At 67.9% G+C, this 17111-nt stretch carries 16 protein-coding genes; 3 read left to right on the top strand and 13 right to left on the bottom strand.

The annotated features are described in order from the left end of the window. Nucleotides 1-86: 86 nt before the first annotated feature. From bcsA to bcsD, 4 genes are all read right to left on the bottom strand, one after another. Nucleotides 87-2342: a UDP-forming cellulose synthase catalytic subunit gene (gene bcsA, locus AC1DS6_RS01430; protein WP_477101787.1), complete on the bottom strand. Its 2256-nt coding sequence runs from the start codon at nucleotides 2340-2342 to the stop codon at nucleotides 87-89. After that, the gene (bcsQ, locus tag AC1DS6_RS01425) at nucleotides 2339-3112 is read right to left on the bottom strand and encodes a cellulose biosynthesis protein BcsQ (protein WP_477101786.1); all 774 of its coding nucleotides are present in this window, start codon (nucleotides 3110-3112) and stop codon (nucleotides 2339-2341) included. The genes bcsA and bcsQ overlap by 4 nt, the downstream gene beginning before the upstream one ends. After that, on the bottom strand, nucleotides 3109-3747 hold the full coding sequence (bcsP, locus tag AC1DS6_RS01420; protein ID WP_477101785.1) for a cellulose biosynthesis protein BcsP: 639 nt from the start codon (nucleotides 3745-3747) through the stop codon (nucleotides 3109-3111). Before bcsP ends, bcsQ begins: the two co-directional genes overlap by 4 nt. A 69-nt stretch (nucleotides 3748-3816) precedes the next feature. After that, nucleotides 3817-4326 (bottom strand): cellulose biosynthesis protein BcsD, encoded by a 510-nt coding sequence (bcsD, locus tag AC1DS6_RS01415; protein WP_477101784.1) that lies wholly within the window; start codon nucleotides 4324-4326, stop codon nucleotides 3817-3819. Between the two features lie 577 nt (nucleotides 4327-4903). Here bcsD and AC1DS6_RS01410 point away from each other — a divergent pair. Continuing rightward, nucleotides 4904-6310 carry a class II fumarate hydratase gene (locus AC1DS6_RS01410; protein ID WP_477101783.1) on the top strand — a complete coding sequence of 469 codons (1407 nt, stop codon included), beginning with the start codon at nucleotides 4904-4906 and terminating at the stop codon, nucleotides 6308-6310. A 76-nt stretch (nucleotides 6311-6386) separates the two neighbouring features. On the opposite strand, the gene AC1DS6_RS01405 is transcribed toward AC1DS6_RS01410, so the two are convergent. From AC1DS6_RS01405 to AC1DS6_RS01395, 3 genes are all read right to left on the bottom strand, one after another. Beyond that, a complete protein-coding gene (locus AC1DS6_RS01405; RefSeq protein WP_477101782.1) occupies nucleotides 6387-6683 on the bottom strand; it encodes a hypothetical protein in 297 nt (98 codons plus the stop codon). A 318-nt stretch (nucleotides 6684-7001) separates the two neighbouring features. Then, nucleotides 7002-7349 carry a YfeK family protein gene (locus AC1DS6_RS01400; protein WP_477101781.1) on the bottom strand — a complete coding sequence of 116 codons (348 nt, stop codon included), beginning with the start codon at nucleotides 7347-7349 and terminating at the stop codon, nucleotides 7002-7004. Between the two features lie 168 nt (nucleotides 7350-7517). Further along, complete coding sequence (locus tag AC1DS6_RS01395; RefSeq protein WP_477101780.1) at nucleotides 7518-8243, bottom strand: SDR family oxidoreductase; 726 nt, start codon at nucleotides 8241-8243, stop codon at nucleotides 7518-7520. Nucleotides 8244-8509: 266 nt separating this feature from the next. Here AC1DS6_RS01395 and AC1DS6_RS01390 point away from each other — a divergent pair, with 266 nt between their 5' ends. Beyond that, the gene (locus AC1DS6_RS01390) at nucleotides 8510-9445 is read left to right on the top strand and encodes a 2-hydroxyacid dehydrogenase (protein WP_477101779.1); all 936 of its coding nucleotides are present in this window, start codon (nucleotides 8510-8512) and stop codon (nucleotides 9443-9445) included. 18 nt (nucleotides 9446-9463) lie between these two features. On the opposite strand, the gene AC1DS6_RS01385 is transcribed toward AC1DS6_RS01390, so the two are convergent. The 6 genes from AC1DS6_RS01385 to AC1DS6_RS01360 form a co-directional block, all read right to left on the bottom strand. Continuing rightward, nucleotides 9464-10819, bottom strand: a complete 1356-nt coding sequence (locus AC1DS6_RS01385; protein ID WP_441636589.1) for an ATP-binding protein — start codon at nucleotides 10817-10819, stop codon at nucleotides 9464-9466. Beyond that, nucleotides 10819-11535 (bottom strand): response regulator transcription factor, encoded by a 717-nt coding sequence (locus AC1DS6_RS01380; protein WP_441636591.1) that lies wholly within the window; start codon nucleotides 11533-11535, stop codon nucleotides 10819-10821. Before AC1DS6_RS01380 ends, AC1DS6_RS01385 begins: the two co-directional genes overlap by 1 nt. 16 nt (nucleotides 11536-11551) lie before the next feature. After that, a complete protein-coding gene (gene glk, locus AC1DS6_RS01375) occupies nucleotides 11552-12565 on the bottom strand; it encodes a glucokinase (RefSeq protein WP_477101778.1) in 1014 nt (337 codons plus the stop codon). A 4-nt stretch (nucleotides 12566-12569) separates the two neighbouring features. After that, complete coding sequence (gene pgl / locus AC1DS6_RS01370) at nucleotides 12570-13250, bottom strand: 6-phosphogluconolactonase (RefSeq protein ID WP_477101777.1); 681 nt, start codon at nucleotides 13248-13250, stop codon at nucleotides 12570-12572. A gap of 61 nt (nucleotides 13251-13311) precedes the next feature. Further along, nucleotides 13312-14760, bottom strand: a complete 1449-nt coding sequence (zwf, locus tag AC1DS6_RS01365; protein ID WP_441636601.1) for a glucose-6-phosphate dehydrogenase — start codon at nucleotides 14758-14760, stop codon at nucleotides 13312-13314. 201 nt (nucleotides 14761-14961) lie between these two features. Continuing rightward, nucleotides 14962-15759 carry a PaaX family transcriptional regulator gene (locus tag AC1DS6_RS01360; RefSeq protein WP_441636597.1) on the bottom strand — a complete coding sequence of 266 codons (798 nt, stop codon included), beginning with the start codon at nucleotides 15757-15759 and terminating at the stop codon, nucleotides 14962-14964. Nucleotides 15760-15959: 200 nt separating this feature from the next. On the opposite strand from AC1DS6_RS01360, the gene AC1DS6_RS01355 reads away from it, so the two are divergent. Continuing rightward, entirely contained in the window at nucleotides 15960-16751 is a 792-nt protein-coding gene (locus AC1DS6_RS01355) for a crotonase/enoyl-CoA hydratase family protein (protein ID WP_477101776.1), read from the top strand. Nucleotides 16752-17111 lie beyond the last annotated feature (360 nt).

Here is a 17111-nt window from a genome sequence, read left to right as displayed (position 1 = left end):
TCTTCTTTCTTGCCAGTGGTCCGGTGCGTGGTCAGATCGCCGCTCCCCATGGGGCGGGGAAGCGGCACGTGGGCCGCTCAGGCCAATCAGTTTGCGGAGGCGCCAGGTTCGGGCCGACGCAGCAGGCGGCGCATTTCTCGGCCCAGGTGGAACATCACATTATGGAAACCGAGCAGGCCGATGCGCAGGATCTGGCCGGCGGCCAGCCCCGGCGCATCCACACGCTTGCGGCCCCAGGAATCGATCCACGCGTCGGCACGCGCGAAGGTGCATTGCACGAAGGCCAGTTCCTCGCGCGGACTCATCTCCGCCAGTTCCAGGCCAGTGTGCGTCTCGCCCTGGAACACCACCTTGGCGGGGAATATGTGTTCGTCGTCCTGCAGGTAAAGCGATATCTGCACCGGCTCGCCCACGGTGGCCTTCATGCCCGGCGGCAGCCGCATGCCGATGCCGCCTTCGGCAAAGTCGATGGTTTCGCACACCAGCGCGCGGCCATCGGCGAAATGGAGCGTGGCGGGCAGCTTCATCGCAACCCGGTGCGCCACGCGGATCTGGCGCGTCTCGCTGGCGACAGCGATGGAGGCACCAAGGATGATCAGGTTGTAGAACGTCCAGATCAGGTTGAGCACGACCGTGGTGGCCTCGAACTGATTCCACAGGAACAGCCGCAGGAAACCCACCACCACGCCCAGCAGGTTGAACAGCAGCAGCACCAGGTAGGGCCGTGATATCACCCAGTCGAAGTAGGCTTCCTCGATCACCCCGCCCTTCGGCGTCACGTTGAACTTGCCGGCCGCGGGGTTGACGAAGGCCACCAGCACGGGACGCATGATGTACCAGGCCAGCACGGATTCGTAGACCTCGTTCCAGAACGAATGCCGGAACTTGCCCTGGATGCGCGAGTTGGTCATGTTCGCGTGCAACAGGTGGGGCAGCGCAAAGATCGCGATGGTCAGCGCCGAGGCCTGGATCACGTGGGCGCCGAACAGCAGGTAGGCCAGCGGCGCGGTCAGGAACACCAGCCGCGGCAGGCCGTAGAAGAAGTGCAGCATGGCGTTCAGGTAGCACAGCCGCTGCGGCAGCGACAGCCCGGGCCCGAACAGCGGATTGTCGACCCGGCAGATCTGCGCCATCCCGCGCGCCCAGCGGATGCGCTGGCCCACGTGGCCGGACAGGCTCTCCGTGGCCAGCCCCGCGGCCTGAGGGATCGCCAGGTAGGCGGTACCGTAGCCCTTGCGGTGCAGCTTGAGCGCGGTGTGGGCGTCCTCGGTCACGGTTTCCACTGCGATGCCGCCCACTTCCAGCAGCGGCGCGCGGCGGATGATGGCGCACGAACCGCAGAAGAAGGTGGCGTCCCACAGGTCGTTGCCGTCCTGCACCAGGCCATAGAACAGCTCGCCCTCGTTAGGCACCTCCTGGAAGGTGTGCAGGTTCTTCTCGAACGGATCGGGCGAGAAGAAATAGTGCGGCGTCTGCAGCATGGCCAGCTTGCGGTCCTTGATGAACCAGCCCATGCAGATCTGCAGGAAGGACCGCGTGGGAATGTGGTCGCAATCGAAGATCGCCACATACTCGCCGTGCGTGCTCTTGAGCGCTTCGTTGATATTGCCGGCCTTGGCGTGGCGGTTGTGGTTGCGCGTGATGTGGGTGACGCCGACCTTCTCGCAAAATTCGCGGAATTCATCGCGCCGTCCGTCGTCCAGCACGTAGACGTTGATCTTGTCTCGCGGCCAGTCCAGCGACATGGCAGCGAACACCGTCGGCTTCACCACCGACAGCGGTTCGTTGTAGGTGGGGATGAAGATATCCACGGTGGGCCAGCTGGCGACGTCCGCAGGCATCGGAACCGGGCGGCGCTTGAGCGGCCAGGCGGTCTGGAAGTAGCCCAGCATCAGCACCACGAAAGCGTAAAGCTCGGCCAGCACCAGGCCGATGCCGAAGGCGGCGTCGAACCAGCCACCCAGCCCCACGGTTTCGGTCAGCCGCCAGTACATATAGCGGCTGGAAGCCGCGATCGACAGCACCACCATCATCAGGGTGGCAAGGTGCCCCTTGACCTTGTTCAGCCACACCGCCAGCGCGAAGCACACCGCGGCAAACCCGACCTGCTGCCAGAAATCCAGCGGCACGGTGACCACCAGCGCAAACATGGCCAGGCCGCACAGCAGCGCAAACCACCGCGCAGGGGCACTGTCCCACAAGGGAAGCTCGACGAAAGTCGTGCCGAACCGCTGCAATAGGGACGACAGCCCGTTGGGCTTGTCCTGGTCCTGGTTCTGGTCCTTGCCTTTCGCCCGCGCGCTCTTGGGCGCGGCAGTGGCTATTGCCTTGGCTGGCTTCACGCGGCTTCTCCGTGGGCGGCCAACGCTTTCCGTATCCACGCAGCGCAGCGCTGCAGGTCGTGCGTGGCCTGGCTGTGAGGGTTGTATTCGAGCACGCTGCGATCGTAGGCAAGCGCCTCGGCCACGGCCAGGTCCTGGTGGATCACGCCCAGCACGCGCTCGCCGAGCTGGGCGCGCAGCACCTGCACCACGTCCTTGCCGAGCTGGCGGCTCACGTCGACCTGGTTGATCACCAGCACGTGGCCCAGGAAATCCGGCCGGCCCTCGCAATAGGTGCGGATCAGGTCTTCCATCAGGGGCAGCGTGGCGTAGGACGCCGCATCCGGCAGCGACACCATCACGCACAGCCGCGCACACGACAGCACCTGTCGCATGTAAGGCGACGGACCGGGCGGCGTATCGATCACGACCACGTCATCGCGACCCAGGCCCAGCGCGGCAAGCTCGGTGCGCAGCCAGCCCGGGTGGGTGGCCAGGTGCGCTTCAAACGCGGAGCGGTCCGCCTCGTTCAGCGCGCCGAACGGCACCACCAGCACGCGCGAACGGCCTTTGTACATGCTCTGCTGCCAGGCTTCGCCAGCCAGGGTCGCCCGCGCATGGCCCGCGACCTCCTGTGGCGGCATGCCGAAGTGCAGGCGCAGGGCATTCTGCGGATCCAGGTCGACGGCAAGCACATTCTCGCCGGCAACGGCAAGCGCTTCGGCCAGGTTGGCCGACAACGTGGTCTTGCCCACGCCGCCCTTGGCCGAAACTACAGCAATGATCTTCACGAGCGATTCAGCCGATCAAGAAAGGAGCGGCGCGCCGGCGCGCGCTCGCTGGTTGCGCCTGGTTCCTTGCGGCCTTCAAGCCGCGCGAATACCTTGTTCAGTTCCGTGCCGGTGCCGGGGGCGTGGTTCGGATCCACCGGCGCCCACAAGCTGCTTTGCTGCGGTGCGGGAATCGCGGGGCCTGACACCGCTGCCGGTGCGGCAGGGATTGCCTGCGCCGGCGCGGCAGGCGTGAGCGGCCTCGCGGCCGGCGCCAGAGGCGCCATGCCTTCCGGCGTGCGGAATCGGGGCTCCATCCCGGAGACTGCCGTGTTCACGGCCGAAGGCGCTTCATGCCCCACATTTTCGCGGACCGGCCCCGCGGCCGGCCGCGGCTCGCTGGCGGGCACCGCGGCCCGCCACAGTGGCGCGGGCGATGCGGCCGGCTCCGCTGCCGGGCGGGCAAATTCATGCCCGGGCGGCATCGCGGGCTGGACTGCCGGCACCACGGCGGCGCGGTCGACGCGCATAGCCGACAGCAGCGGCCAGCGCTCGCGCGCTTGCGCCGCGGCGTCTTCGCGCACAATCTCTTTGTACGTCTCCGTCCTGCCGCCGAAGCGTTGGAACAGCTTGGACAAATCGTCGGATTGACTCATGGCATCTCACTCACGCAAGGATGGAGGGCGGTGCGCCGGGGCGGACCTGCGGCAAACCACCGCAGCACCTCAACGCCCAAACCGGAATTCAACGCATCCGGTGGGATCAATCGGCGTACTCTGGCTGACCCGCAGGGCCTCGGACGAGCCAAGCATACGAAACCAGTGTTGGTACGCCCCCTCCAGGAACGCCGGTGACCAGTCGTCGGCAGCGTCTCCGAGCGCCGCCTTCAGCGGTGCGCAGTAGTGCCGGATCACCAGGGCGCCGCCAGCATCCTCGATGCTGGTCCAGCCCCAGTCCACGTCCAGCCAGATTTGGGCAATGGCCCGTTCCAGTTCGGCGAGCGTGGCGCACTCGCCCGGGTCGAATCGTTGAGCAAAACGCGCACCGACGCGCCACATGACGGCGCGCAGGCTCGCCGGATCCATGCTTTCCGCCAGTTCCTCGCCCAACGCTGACAAGACGTCACGCCATTGCGATGAGCAATGGCGCTCAGTCAAATACTGAAGAATCGCTTGATTCACCCCGAGTTCCTGTTTTAAATACTCACCGAAAATATATTTATTGTTGAAGCCCATTTTGTTACCGCCCGGGCTTATCCGCAAATGCTTCGTGCGCAACAATAGTCCGTCGGCCGGCCATGTTTCATCCGTGCAACATGCAGCTCCGTGAGCTCGCAAAAAAAGATGCCCTACGATCACACCATGCAGGTTGAAATGTGTTATCAGCCACTCCGCCCCAACAGACTGGCCGGCCGGGGCGGACGGGCGTCGACAGACTGACAGCTTCCGGCTTCGGCGTGAACCCTCCCCCTCCACAAGCGGGGATATGCGACAGCTTTCGCCGCGCCGGCCCGCGACGCAGGCCGGCAGGTCCGGGGCGCAACGCGAGTTGTCCCGACATTTAGCGTTTGCATGGAATTTATGCTTGTTTCTATAAAACAAGGAGCGAAATAAGCGGCTCCCTTGTGTATTTTTTCCCCGCATACGGGGATTGACATTCATGCCTGCGGACAACGAACCGCGGCGGCGCGGCGTATTCTAAAGGCCTGAGCCCGCAACCCGCCGCTGCGGCCAGGACGCATTGCACTTCCAGCCGGCGCGGCAAAGCCAGGATCTTTTTCGGAGCCGTCCGCCGACCGAACAGGAGAATGCCATGTCCGAGCGCAAGCCAGCCGCCACCCGGATCGAAAAGGACAGCCTTGGCGACGTGCCGGTGCCGGCCGGGCACCTGTGGGGGGCGCAGACCGAGCGTTCGCGCCAGAACTTCCGCATCGGCACCGAGAAAATGCCGCCGGCGCTGATCGAAGCTTTTGCCATCCTCAAGCTCTGCGCGGCCCGCGCCAACCGCGAACTGGGCGTGCTCAAGCCCGAACTGGCCCATGCCATCGAACAGGCGGCGCAGGAGGTCATCGCCGGCAAATGGCCGGACGAATTCCCGCTCTCGGTCTGGCAGACGGGTTCCGGCACCCAGACCAACATGAACCTGAACGAGGTGATTGCCAACCGTGCGATCCAGCTGCTCGGCGGCGAGCCGGGCTCAAGGAAGCCGGTGCATCCCAACGATCACGTCAACGCCAGCCAGTCTTCCAACGACAGCTTTCCCACCGCGATGCATATCGCCGCCGCCCGCACGATCCAGTTGCTGTTGCTGCCTGCGCTGGAGACCTTGCGGCAGGCTTTCGGGCGCAAGGTGGACGCCTTCGCCGACATCGTCAAAGTGGGCCGCACGCACTTGCAGGACGCCGTGCCGCTGACGCTCGGCCAGGAATTCTCCGGCTACGAGGCCCAGGTGGGCGATGCCCAGTCGCGCCTGCAGCATGCCATGCTGCGCGCCATGCCGGTGCCCCAGGGCGGCACGGCGGTGGGCACCGGACTCAATGCGCCGCATGGCTTTGCCGCCGTGTTCGCGCGCGCGCTGGCCGACTTCACCGGCCTGCCGTTCGAGCCCGCGCCCAACCGGTACGCGTTGCAGGCCTCGCACGATGCGCTGGCCGACCTGTCGGGCGCGCTCAACACCACGGCGTCGTCCTTCCTGAAGATCGCGCGCGATTTCATGCTGCTCGGGTCCGGCCCGCGCGCCGGTCTTGCCGAACTGGTGCTGCCGGCCAACGAACCGGGCTCCTCGATCATGCCGGGGAAGGTCAACCCGACCCAGGCCGAAGCGCTGGCCATGGTGTGCTGCCGGGTGATCGGCAACCATACCGCCATCACGCTGGCCAACGGGCTTGGCACGCTGGAGCTCAACGCCTACAAACCGGTGATTGCGTACAGCCTGCTGCAATCGGTCACGTTGCTGGCCGACGCCACCGCGAGCTTTGCCACGCACATGGTGGAAGGCGTGGAACCGGATCGCGAGCGCATCGCCGAACTGCTGGCGCGCTCGCTGATGCCAGTAACCGCGCTCAATCCGCACATCGGCTACGACCGCGCCGCCGAGATTGCCAGCCTGGCGGTCAGGCGGAACCTGTCGCTGCGCGAGGCGGCACTGGCGTCGGGCCATGTTACCGAGGCCCAGTTCGACGCATGGATAGACCTGAGCGGGATGACGCAGGAAACCTGAGGTGCCGCGCCGCCCATGCGCCCCGTCCGGTGCAAAGTGCCCGGCTATCGTGGCGAAATCAGGCCGGCCCGCCGGCTCAGCGCTGCCCCATTTCGCACACGGCGCAGACGGCCACGGCAGCGCCACAGGTGAACACCAGCATCACCAGGACCACCAGGGCGTCGACAAAGCTCATGCTGCCTGGCGAACCCACGCCGACCAGCCGCCAGCAGATCCAGGCAATCCAGCCCAGCGCCGCGAGGGCACTGCAGACCGCCACGGCCACGCCGGCCCGGTGCGTCAGCCGGCGCCAGGTGGCGGCGGGCACGCGACTGCTTTCACTCTCGTTTTGGTTTTGGTTTTCGCTTTCGTGATGGGATATGACGGTCTGCATCCGGAGTCTCCTTAGCCAAACCTGCCGCCTGGATAAACCATGCCTGGACCGGCATCACATGGGCCTGAGAGGAACCCCGCGCGGCAGGTAGCGCGCCGGGCCTTGAGGACACATTGGCCGATACGCCTGGGGTACCGTCCGAGGGGAAGTATGGTTCGGCGAATGCCGAGCCGCCATAGGTAACTGTCTGACACAGCCGCACGATCCGGTCCGGCGTGCCGGGATGCAAAAGCGTACCCGTTTCTGCGCGCCTGCAAACGCGCCCGCAAGCGCCGGAAAAGCGTCTTGCCGACGGTCGGCGCGCCGGTCCGGCCAGGCCTACTTGCCCGCCGCCTTCTGGCGATAGCGTGCGAGTTCGGCGCCCAGCCAGGGGCCGCTCTCCACCGGCTGCGCCTGGCCGCACTTCACCAGGTAGGGCTTGCCGCTGACGCTGCTCTTGCTAGCCCCCAGCTCGATGAAGCGTTCGCTAGTGGTGACGGCGCCCTTGTCGGCGAGGTAGTCGTATTTCTTCTTCAGGTGAGCGGCCGCGTCTGGCGCGGAATACCAGCTGCCGTTGCGGTTGAACTGGCAATTCGAGCCGGCGAGATAGGAGAACAGGTGGCTCACCTCGGCCTGCGTCGCAGGGGACGGCGCGGCCGCCGCTGCGGGGGCGGCCGGGATCGCCATAGCAGTGGCTAACAACAAGGCAGACAGGAAGGCAGGTTTCATTGGGGGACCAGGAAGTCGCATCCGCCGCATTAGAACGGCATTCCTCAATCACTTCAAGTCATGCCGGGCCGTCCCGGCGGCAAAGCGTACCCGTTTCTGCGTGCGTTCGGCGCCTCGGTGCGAGGCTCAGCCGATGGCGCCGCCGCCATCCACCAGCACCGTCGAACCCGTCGCAAACCCCGTACCGGCCAGGTAGAGGATGGCCTGCGCCACATCCTCGGGCTTGCCGATGCGCTGCGCCGGCAGGCGCGCGGCCACGCTCTCGTACATGGCCTGGCGCGCCGCGCCGTCGAGCTTGTCCCACAACGGCGTGGCGATCAGGCCCGGAGACACGGTATTGACGCGCACCGGCGACAACTCCAGCGCCAGCCCGCGGCCCAGCGCGTCCAGCGCGGCATTGATCGCACCCTGCAGCACCGAGGCCTTGCTCGGGCGCACGCCCAGGAAACCGGACACCATCGTCAGCGAGCCCCGCGCGCGAATCGGCACTGCGCGCGCCACGCGGTAGGCGCCCCAAAACTTGCTGTCCATCGCGGCATAAGCGTCGGCCAGCGGCAACTGGCGCACCGGGCCGGTCGGCGTTTGCGCGGCGGAGATCACCACGTGGTCCCACGGTTCGGCGGTGCTCATGAATTGCGCCACGCTGGCGTCGTCGGTGATGTCCAGCGTGGCGCCCGTCACCGTGCCTGCGCTGCCAGCCAGGCCCCGCACGGCGGCATCGACCTTGTCCCGCGAGCGCGAGGCAATGGTGACGTTCGCGCCGCGGGCGGCAAAAGCGGTGGCCGTGGCCAGGCCGATGCCGGAACTGCCGCCAACCACCAGCACCCTGGCATCCTCGAAATCGGGGAACATGGCAAGACTCCTTTAATCGTCAACCGATGAGGGAGAAGGGAAGGCCTCCTCCGTTCCGGTCATTATGATCATGCGGCGCCGTCCGATCATCCACCCTGGATTGGAAGCACTCTTGGCGGAAATTTGATAATCGGCCCCCATCCGCCCCGCGCCGGCAAGCCTGGCGCAGCGCCGCTACAATGCCGCGGTGCAGCTTAGGCCCCGCCCCTGGAGCCAGCCGCCCTCTTTCCGCCCGTCGCCGGCGGTCCCAGAACATCCCGCCCAACATGAAGCCGCTCCTGCTCGTCCTCAGCCACGTCAGCACCGAACACCTTTCCTGGATTGCCGAACAATACGAGGTACGCTACGCGCCCGACAGCGCCAGCCGCACCACCCAGATCAAGGAGGCCGGCGCCAGCGTACGCGCGGTGCTGACGATCGGCTCGGCGGGCCTCACCGCCGCCGAAATCGACGCCATGCCCGCGCTGGAGTTGGTGTGCGCGCTGGGCGCCGGCTACGAGAACATCGCCGTGGCCCATGCGCGGGCGCGCGGCATCACGGTCGCCAACGGCGCCGGCACCAACGACAGCTGCGTGGCGGACCACGCCATGGCGCTGCTGCTGGCCAGCGTGCGCGCCATACCGGTGCTGGACCAGGCCACCCGCGCCGGCAAGTGGCGCACCGCGTTGCCGCTGCGCCCCAATGTGTCGGGCAAGCGCCTGGGCATCCTTGGCCTGGGCACCATCGGGCGGCGCATCGCGCAGCGCGGGCTGGGCTTCGACCTGGAAGTGGGCTATCACAACCGCACGCCGCGCGGCGATGCGCCGTTCCGCTATTTCGATACGCCTGGCGCGCTGGCCGAATGGGCCGACTACCTGGTGATCGCAACGCCCGGCGGCTCCGGCACCCGGCACCTGGTCGACGCCGGGGTGCTGGCCCGGCTTGGCCCGGGCGGCTTCGTGGTCAATATCGCGCGCGGCAGCGTGCTCGACACCGCGGCACTGGCCGACGCCCTGCGCGCAGGCAAGCTCGGCGGCGCCGGGCTCGACGTGTACGAGACCGAGCCCGAGCCGCCGGCCGAATTGTTCGACTGCCCCAATGTGGTCCTGACCCCGCACATGGCGGGCTGGTCGCCGCAAGCCATCGCGGCATCGGTGCGGCAGTTCCTGGAGAACAGCCGGCTGCACTTTGCCGGGGAGCCGGTGCTCACGCCGGTAGGCTGATACGGGAGGCGGCGCGATTCAGCCCGCGGGAAATTCGACCCGTACGCGCAGCCCCGGCGCCGCGTCTTCCAGCGCGACGCGCGCGCCGTGCGATTGCGCGATCTCCGCCACAATGGCCAGACCCAGCCCGCTGCCTCCGGTGGGGGCTTCCGGCACACGGTAGAAGCGGTCGAACACGCGCGCGCGCTCGGCGGCCGGAATCCCCGGACCGTCATCGCGCACCACGAGTTGCACCGTGTCCGCGGCCGCGCCGGCCGCCACGGCCTTCACGCGGCAGGCCTGCACATCGATCTTGCCGCCGGCCGGCACGTAGCGCAGCGCGTTGTCGACCAGGTTGGTCAGCAGGATGCGCAGCGCATCCGCATCGCCGCGCACGATAGCCGGCCCGGCATCCGCGCCGGCATCCAGCCCCAGGTCGATCTGGCGATCGAGCGCGGCCTGGGTCATCTCGGCCACCACGTCTTGCGCCAGCGCGCGCAGGTCCACCGGCTCATGCGGCGGCGCCGCGGCGCCTGGCTCCTGGCGCGCCAGCGTCAACAACTGGGCCACCAGATGCGTCAACCGCTCCAGCCCCTGACGCAGCTTGCGCACGGCCTCCTGGCGTGCCTCGGCCGTGTCGGCGCGCTCCACCAGCTGGGCTTGCAGTTGCAGCGCCGCAAGCGGCGTGCGCAGCGCGTGCGCGGCGTCGGCGACGAAGGCACGCTGGGTATCAATGGCGTGCGACAGCCGCGCCAGCAACTGGTTGAGCGCCTCGGTCAGGGGCGCTATCTCGTCGGGCATGCTGCTGACGGCCAGCGGCGCCAGAGCATTGATGTCGCGCTGTCGCACCCCGGCGGCGATCTCCCGCAAGGGCCGCAAGCCACGCCCCACGGCAAGCCAGACCACCCAGCCGATCAGCGGCAGCAGCAACAGCAACGGCGCCACAGTACGCAACGCCATGCGCGCGGCCACCTGGCTGCGCGCCGACATGGGCTGGGCGATCTGCACCACGGCAGGCCCGAGCTGCACGCTGTAGATGCGCCATTCGCCTTCGTCGGTCCTGACATTAGAGAAGCCCAGCTCGGCCCGCGGCGGCAGGGCCGGATGCGTGTGCGAGAGATAGAGGCTGCGCCCCGAGCCGTCCCAGATATGGATCACCACGTCCTCGTCCGCATGGAACAGGCTGCCGCCGGGCGGCTCCGGCGGCGTAAACAACGGCGTGACCGGATTGGCGAACTGGCTGGGCAGCGCGGCGGCTACCTGCTTCATCTGGTAATCGAACAGCGCATTGGCTTCTTGCCGGGCCTGGCCATAGATCAGCAAGGTGGCAATGGCAATGCCGGCCAGCAGGCCCAGCGCCAGCCACCACAGCAGGGTTCTCTGGATGGAACGCATCAGCCCGCGCTCCCGGACGAAGACGGCGCGCCGTCCTCCAGCTTCGGCACCACATAGCCCACGCCGCGGATATTGCGGATCAGCGCCGCGCCGAATTTCTTGCGCAGCGCGTGGATGTAGACCTCCACCGTGTTGCTGCCCACTTCGTCGCCCCAGCCGTACAGGCGCTCTTCGAGCTGCGCCACCGACCACACCTTGCCGGGCCGCGCCAGCAGCGCGGACAGCAAGCCGAACTCGCGCGCCGACAAGCGCACCGGCTCGCCGTCGAGCGTGACTTCGCGGGTGACGGGGTTGATCACGATGCCGCCATAGCGCAGCAGCGGCTCCGCGCGGCCTTCGGCGCGGCGCATCAGCGCATGCATGCGCGCGGCCAGTTCCTGCAGGTCGAAGGGCTTGACGAGGTAATCGTCGGCGCCGGCATTGAGGCCCGCGACGCGATCGGCCACCGCGTCGCGCGCGGTCAGGATCAGCACCGGCGTGTTCACGCCACGCGCGCGCAGCGCGGCCAGCACCTCCAGGCCGGAGCGGCGGGGCAGGCCGAGATCGAGCAGGATCAGCGCGTAGCAGGCTTCGCCGTCCGGTCCGCCCGACTGGGTGGCGGCGGCAAGGCCAGCCTCGCCATCCTGTACCCAGTCCACCGCGAAGCCTTCCTGGCGCAGCGCCAGCTTCACGCTATCGCCGATCATGGCGTCGTCTTCCACCAGCAGCACTCGCATTGTCAGTTCTTCCGGTTCAGGCTGGCCTGGTTGGATTGGATTGTGCGTCGGGGAGTCCGTGAGCCATCGCCTCGGCCAGCGCCTGCGCCAGTCCTGGCAGGGCCGGGAAGCCGGCGGTGATCACGTAAACCGGCAGGTTTTCCAGGTAGGCGCGCATGCGGCCCTTCGCGGCAAACCGCGCGTTGAAGGCAGACGCCCGCAGCGCGGGCACGAAGCGCGGCAGGATGCCGCCGCCCAGGTAGACGCCGCCGCGCGCGCCGAGCACTAGCGCAATATCGGCCGTCACGGACCCCAGCAGGCCGCAGAACACGGCGAGCGCGCGCTCGCAGACCGGGTCGTGCCGGTGGAGCGCGCCTTCCGTTACCTGCGCCGGTGCGAGCTGCCGCGCCAGGGGCGTACCCGTTTCTGCGTGCAGCGCGGCGTGTGTCAGCGACAGTCCCATGCCCGACAAAAGACGTTCCGCGGAGACGCGCCCGAAGGCCTGGTGGGCCGCGCGCCAGGCGGTCCATTCGTCTTCGGTCTCCGGCATCAGCTCGATATGCCCGCCCTCGCCGGCCAGCGCCACGGCCGGGCCCGAGCGCGCCGGCACCAGTCCGGACACACCCAGGCCGGTGCCGGGCCCGACCAGCGCGCGCGGCGCGCCGGCCACGGCGGTGCCCGGGCGCAATAGCGTCAGGTCCTGCTCGCCGAGGTGTTGCAGACCCAGCGCCAGCGCGGTGAAGTCGTTGATCGCGAGCAGCAGGTCGAAGCCGAGCGAGCGCTGCATCTCAGAAATGGAAAACGCCCAGGCGTGATTGGTCAGCTTGACGCGATCGCCGGTCACGGGATTGGCAAGGCCGACCGCCGCGTAGCGCGGCCTGGCGCTGCCGGGCGGCAGCCCGCCGAGGTAGTGCAGCATGGCAGCCTCAAGCGAGGGGAAATCCGCCACCTTGAGCGCGGTCACGGGGCCGATGCGCTGCGGCGCGGTCTCCAGCGCGAAGCGCACATTGGTGCCGCCGACATCGCCCAGCAAGCGCGGATAGCCTTGCATGGCGTCAGGCCGAGAAGACATCGGTGCCGTGGCGATGCCGGCTCAGCACCAGGCTGACGGGCAGCGCCGGCGTGGGCCCCTTGCAGGCGCTGGCGAACACGGCTGCCTTGGCCGGCCCCGCGAACGACAGGAAAACGCGGTCGGCCGCCAGCAACGCCGCCAGGTTCAGCGTGATGCGCGCGTGCGGCGCCTCGCGCGGATGCGTCACCAGGTAGCCCGGCTGCGTGTCGGCCAGCGCCTGCTGCAGTTCGGGGGCCTCGGGAAACAGCGAGGCGGTGTGGCCGTCCTCGCCCATGCCCAGCACCACCACGTCGGGCTGCCGCCAGGCCGCATTCAGGCGCGCCACCGCGCCCGCCGGATCGGCCACCTCGGCGGCATCGGCCACCAGCGGCACGAAGGCCGCCTTGCCCGCGGCCTCGCGCAGCAGGTGGCGGCGCACCAGCGCGCCATTGCTGTCGTCATGGTCCGGCGGCACCACGCGCTCGTCGACCAGCGTGACAGTGACCGCGTCCCAGCGGATCGTGCGGTGGCGCAGGCGCTCGAACAGCGGCACCGGCGAGCGGCCGCCCGATACCGCCAGCACCGCCCAGCCGTTTACGCCGATGGCAGTCTCCAGCGCGTGGGCCACCGAGATCGCCATCGCTTCGGCCAGGTCCGCCTCGGAAGTATGTTCGTAGCGTCGCATGGTTTCTCCTGTTCGAGTGATGGTTGGCAAGGCTTGCAAGAACCTGCAAACAAAGCCGCGGCTAGACCTCTTCGTGCCAGAGCGAGCCGTCGCGCGACATCAGCGCGGACGAAGCGGCCGGCCCCCAGGTGCCGGCGGTATACGGCTTGGGCGGCACGGTGCTGTCCGCCCAGGTATCGAGGATGGGTTCGACCCAGCGCCAGGCCTGCGCCTGCTCGTCGCGCCGCACGAACAAACCCAGCCGCCCGCGGATGACATCGAGCAGCAGGCGCTCGTAGGCGCCGGCGCGCCGCACCTTGAAGGAGTTGGCGAAGTCCAGGTCAAGCGAGGTCCCGGTGAGCGCCACGGTATCGCCGGGCTGCTTGACCAGGAAATACAGGCGAATGCTCTCCTCGGGCTGCAGCCGGATCACCAGCCGGTTCTGCGGCGACAGGGTCAGCGGACGCGGGAAGATCGCATGCGGCACATCGCGGAAGTGGATCACGATCTCCGCCACGCGCGACTGCATGCGCTTGCCGGTACGCAGGTAGAACGGCACGCCGGACCAGCGCCAGTTGGCGATCTCGGCCTTGATGGCGACGAAGGTCTCGGTATGGCTGTCGGGCGCGATGCCCTTCTCGTCCAGGTAGCCCACCACCGGCTTGCCGCCCACCGCGCCGGCGCGATACTGCCCGCGCACGGTCTTCTCGGCCACGTCCTGCGGCGTGATGGGCTTGAGTGCCTTGAGTATCTTGATCTTCTCGTCGCGGATGGCGTCTTCGGACAGGCTGGTGGGCGGCTCCATCGCCACCATGCACAGCAATTGCAGCAGGTGGTTCTGCACCATGTCGCGCAGCGCGCCGGTACTGTCGTAGAAGTCGCCGCGCGTTTCCACGCCAAGCTCCTCGGCGATGGTGATCTGCACGTCCTGCACCCATTCGCGGCGCCATAGCGGCTCGAACAGCGCATTGCCGAAGCGGATCGCCATCAGGTTCTGCACCGACTCCTTGCCGAGATAGTGGTCGATGCGATAGATCTGGTCTTCGGCGAAGAACCGCGCCACCGCCGAGTTGATCGCATCGGAAGAATGCAGGTCGTGCCCGAGCGGCTTCTCCAGCACGATGCGGACATTGGAATGATTGAGCCCCGTACGCGCCAGTTGCTCGCAGATGGGCACAAAGATGTGCGGGCCCGTGGCGAGATAGCACACCACCACTTCGGGCGCGCGCTGGAGGACCTTCTGCGCCAGCGCATCGAAGTGCGCCGGCTCGCGGGCATCCGCCTGCACGTAGCTGATGCGGGCCAGGAAACTGGCCCAGGTTTCCGGGGGCGCATGCTCAAGGCCGGGCCGCACGCTTTGCTCCAGCGAGCCGACATAGTCCTCGGTGGTCAGGGGATGGCTGCCGGTGGCAAGGATGCGCGCGTTCGGGTGCAGCAGACCCGCCCGGTGCGCATCGAACAGCGCCGGCAGCAGCTTGCGCCGCGCCAGGTCTCCGGTGCCGCCGAACAGCACCATGTCGAAATCGGGCATGCTCACCCTGTACTCCTTGTCTTGGCCAGCGTAGATGCGGCGCAAGCACCTGGCGGGGCCCGTGAGGTCCCGGCAACGCCAGTGCGCGTCACTTGACTGAGTGACACGATGTGCCGCATAAGTTCCGGCCAGTTTACGTGAGTCGCCGCCGCTTGGCGAGGCATGGTGCGCATACGCCTCCCGGCGGGCACCAGGCCGCGATCAGCCGTCCAGCAGCGTCACCCACAGGCCGCGCGCCTGTAACTGGTAGGCGCGGGTGGCCTCGATCAGGGCGCGGCGGGGCGCCGGGTCCATGATGGCCTCGGGCAGCAGCGGATCGCGCACGATGGCGCGGATGATGGCGCGGCCCACCAGCATGGTCTCGCGCGCGGCGGCGTCGGGCGCCATGCGCGCCAGCTTGGACTGGCTGCGCTCCAGCTGCGCCAGCGCGCGGCGGTAGGCCGATTGCAGCGCCGGCACGTCCCACAGTTGTTCCATGCGCGCTTCGGCATCGGCGTCGAACTCGCGGCCGACGAAGAGCAGGCTGGCACCGGCCATGCCCAGCCGGGTCAGCGCCGAGCGCGTCGCCACGGCGCCGCCGGCGAGATTGTCGGGGCGCACATTGATGCCGGCCGCCAGTGTGCGGAAGCCGCACAGCGCCAGCGCGCGCGCATGATGCCGCCACGCGGTCTTCTCGCTGCGCGCGACTGCGGCGTCCTGCACCACCAGCCAGTCGCCGGCCCAGTGTTCCAGCCGGCTTTCCTTTTCAAACCAGTGCTCGACCTCGTCATAGACCGGATTGCCCTCCGGCAGCACCGCGTAGCAGCCGCGCTCCGTCTTGACGATGCGGCCCTGGCGCTGCAGCCGCGTCAGCGCCACGCGCACGCTGGGCGTGCCGATGCCCATCACCTCGGCGCCGCGCGCCAGCGCCTGCACCGGCAGGGTTCGTTCCGGGTGGCCGAAGAGCAGGTCCAGCACCAGGTCGGTGGCGGAGGGCTCGCGGATCTCTATTTCATGCATGAGCGGCAGCGGGGGCAATAAGGGCGGCAAGAAGTGCAGTGTCGGCAGCGTGAACGGTGAAGGGTAAACCACAAATATTTCTTCTAATTCCACATATATATCATTCTATGAAATATTTTGGTATTTGGAAAAACACCTAACCAACACCCCATCGCCACTTGATAAGCACGTTAACAATCCCAGGCACCGAGGACGCGAGCATGGATATTAAGCCCAACCCGTATGTCAGGACCGAAAGCGACGGCCCGGTCTTCACCATCATTCTGGATCGCGCCGACAAGCGCAACGCCGTGGACGGTCCCATGGCGCTGGCGCTGCGCGAGTCCTTCGCGCACTTCGAGTCCGACCCGGCCCTGCGCGTGGCGGTGCTGTGGGGCGCGGGCAGCCATTTCTGCGGCGGTGCCGACCTGTCGGCGGTGGGCGACCCCGCACGGCGCCACGAACTCGATCCGCAAGGCGGCGGCGCGGGCCCGATGGGCCCGAGCCGGCTGGCCCTGTCCAAGCCGCTGATCGCGGCGGTCAGCGGCTATGCGGTGGCGGGCGGGCTGGAACTGGCGCTGCTGGCGGACTTGCGCGTGGCCGAGCGCGGCGCTGTCTTCGGCGTGTTCTGCCGGCGCTGGGGCGTGCCGCTGATCGACGGCGGCACGGTACGGCTGCCGCGCATCGTCGGCATGGGCCGCGCGCTCGACTTGATCCTCACCGGCCGCGCCGTGCCCGCCGAGGAAGCGCTGGCCATGGGACTGGCCAACCGCCTCGTAGAGCCGGGCCAGGCCCGCGCCGCCGCCGAAGCGCTGGCGCACGAACTGGCCGCCTTTCCCCAACGCTGCATGCTGACGGACCGCGCCTCCGCCTATGGGCAATGGGACCTGCCGCTGGCCGACGCCCTGCGAGCCGAAGGCGCCAGTGGCGCGCCGATCGTCTTCCAGGAAGGCATCCAGGGCGCCGCCCGCTTTGTCGGCGGCGCCGGGCGGCACGGCGATTTCACCGGCTGACACACGCACCGATACACGCGCGAATCCGGGATAAACGCAGCCCGGACGACCAAAGCGTACCCGTTTCTGCGTAAGCAATAAGACAGCCAGATGGCCCAGATCTCACTCGCGCGAGTTCCCCAACCTTCAATATCCGAGGACCAAAACAAGAGCGCAGCAACCAGACAACGATTCGGTGCAGCCGTGTGGAGCGCCCCCAAGGGCGGTCCACACCCCAGCGCGATGCGAAGCGAGCCGTCAAGGTTTACCAGGCCGTATGGGGCGTCCTCGTCGGCAGGCAAAAAGAGCGGAAAAGAGGGGGCCATGTCTGAGCATCGCCTTAAGGCGATGTGAGTTTGGCCCCCGGCCGCTCTTTTTGCC

It is taken from the genome of Cupriavidus sp. 05L310, from assembly GCF_056398185.1.
The sequence above is the reverse complement of the archived record's forward strand: the minus strand, read 5'-3'. Positions and strand labels throughout refer to the sequence as shown.

What these genes read in the sequence shown, in the direction of transcription:
- bcsP (WP_477101785.1), bottom strand. Translation starts at nt 3,747, where the DNA reads ATGAGTCAATCCGACGATTTGTCCAAGCTGTTCCAACGCTTCGGCGGC.
- bcsD (WP_477101784.1), bottom strand. Translation starts at nt 4,326, where the DNA reads ATGGGCTTCAACAATAAATATATTTTCGGTGAGTATTTAAAACAGGAA.
- AC1DS6_RS01410 (WP_477101783.1), top strand. Translation starts at nt 4,904, where the DNA reads ATGTCCGAGCGCAAGCCAGCCGCCACCCGGATCGAAAAGGACAGCCTT.
- AC1DS6_RS01405 (WP_477101782.1), bottom strand. Translation starts at nt 6,683, where the DNA reads ATGCAGACCGTCATATCCCATCACGAAAGCGAAAACCAAAACCAAAAC.
- AC1DS6_RS01400 (WP_477101781.1), bottom strand. Translation starts at nt 7,349, where the DNA reads ATGGCGATCCCGGCCGCCCCCGCAGCGGCGGCCGCGCCGTCCCCTGCG.
- AC1DS6_RS01395 (WP_477101780.1), bottom strand. Translation starts at nt 8,243, where the DNA reads ATGTTCCCCGATTTCGAGGATGCCAGGGTGCTGGTGGTTGGCGGCAGT.
- AC1DS6_RS01390 (WP_477101779.1), top strand. Translation starts at nt 8,510, where the DNA reads ATGAAGCCGCTCCTGCTCGTCCTCAGCCACGTCAGCACCGAACACCTT.
- AC1DS6_RS01385 (WP_441636589.1), bottom strand. Translation starts at nt 10,819, where the DNA reads ATGCGTTCCATCCAGAGAACCCTGCTGTGGTGGCTGGCGCTGGGCCTG.
- AC1DS6_RS01380 (WP_441636591.1), bottom strand. Translation starts at nt 11,535, where the DNA reads ATGCGAGTGCTGCTGGTGGAAGACGACGCCATGATCGGCGATAGCGTG.
- glk (WP_477101778.1), bottom strand. Translation starts at nt 12,565, where the DNA reads ATGCAAGGCTATCCGCGCTTGCTGGGCGATGTCGGCGGCACCAATGTG.
- pgl (WP_477101777.1), bottom strand. Translation starts at nt 13,250, where the DNA reads ATGCGACGCTACGAACATACTTCCGAGGCGGACCTGGCCGAAGCGATG.
- zwf (WP_441636601.1), bottom strand. Translation starts at nt 14,760, where the DNA reads ATGCCCGATTTCGACATGGTGCTGTTCGGCGGCACCGGAGACCTGGCG.
- AC1DS6_RS01360 (WP_441636597.1), bottom strand. Translation starts at nt 15,759, where the DNA reads ATGCATGAAATAGAGATCCGCGAGCCCTCCGCCACCGACCTGGTGCTG.
- AC1DS6_RS01355 (WP_477101776.1), top strand. Translation starts at nt 15,960, where the DNA reads ATGGATATTAAGCCCAACCCGTATGTCAGGACCGAAAGCGACGGCCCG.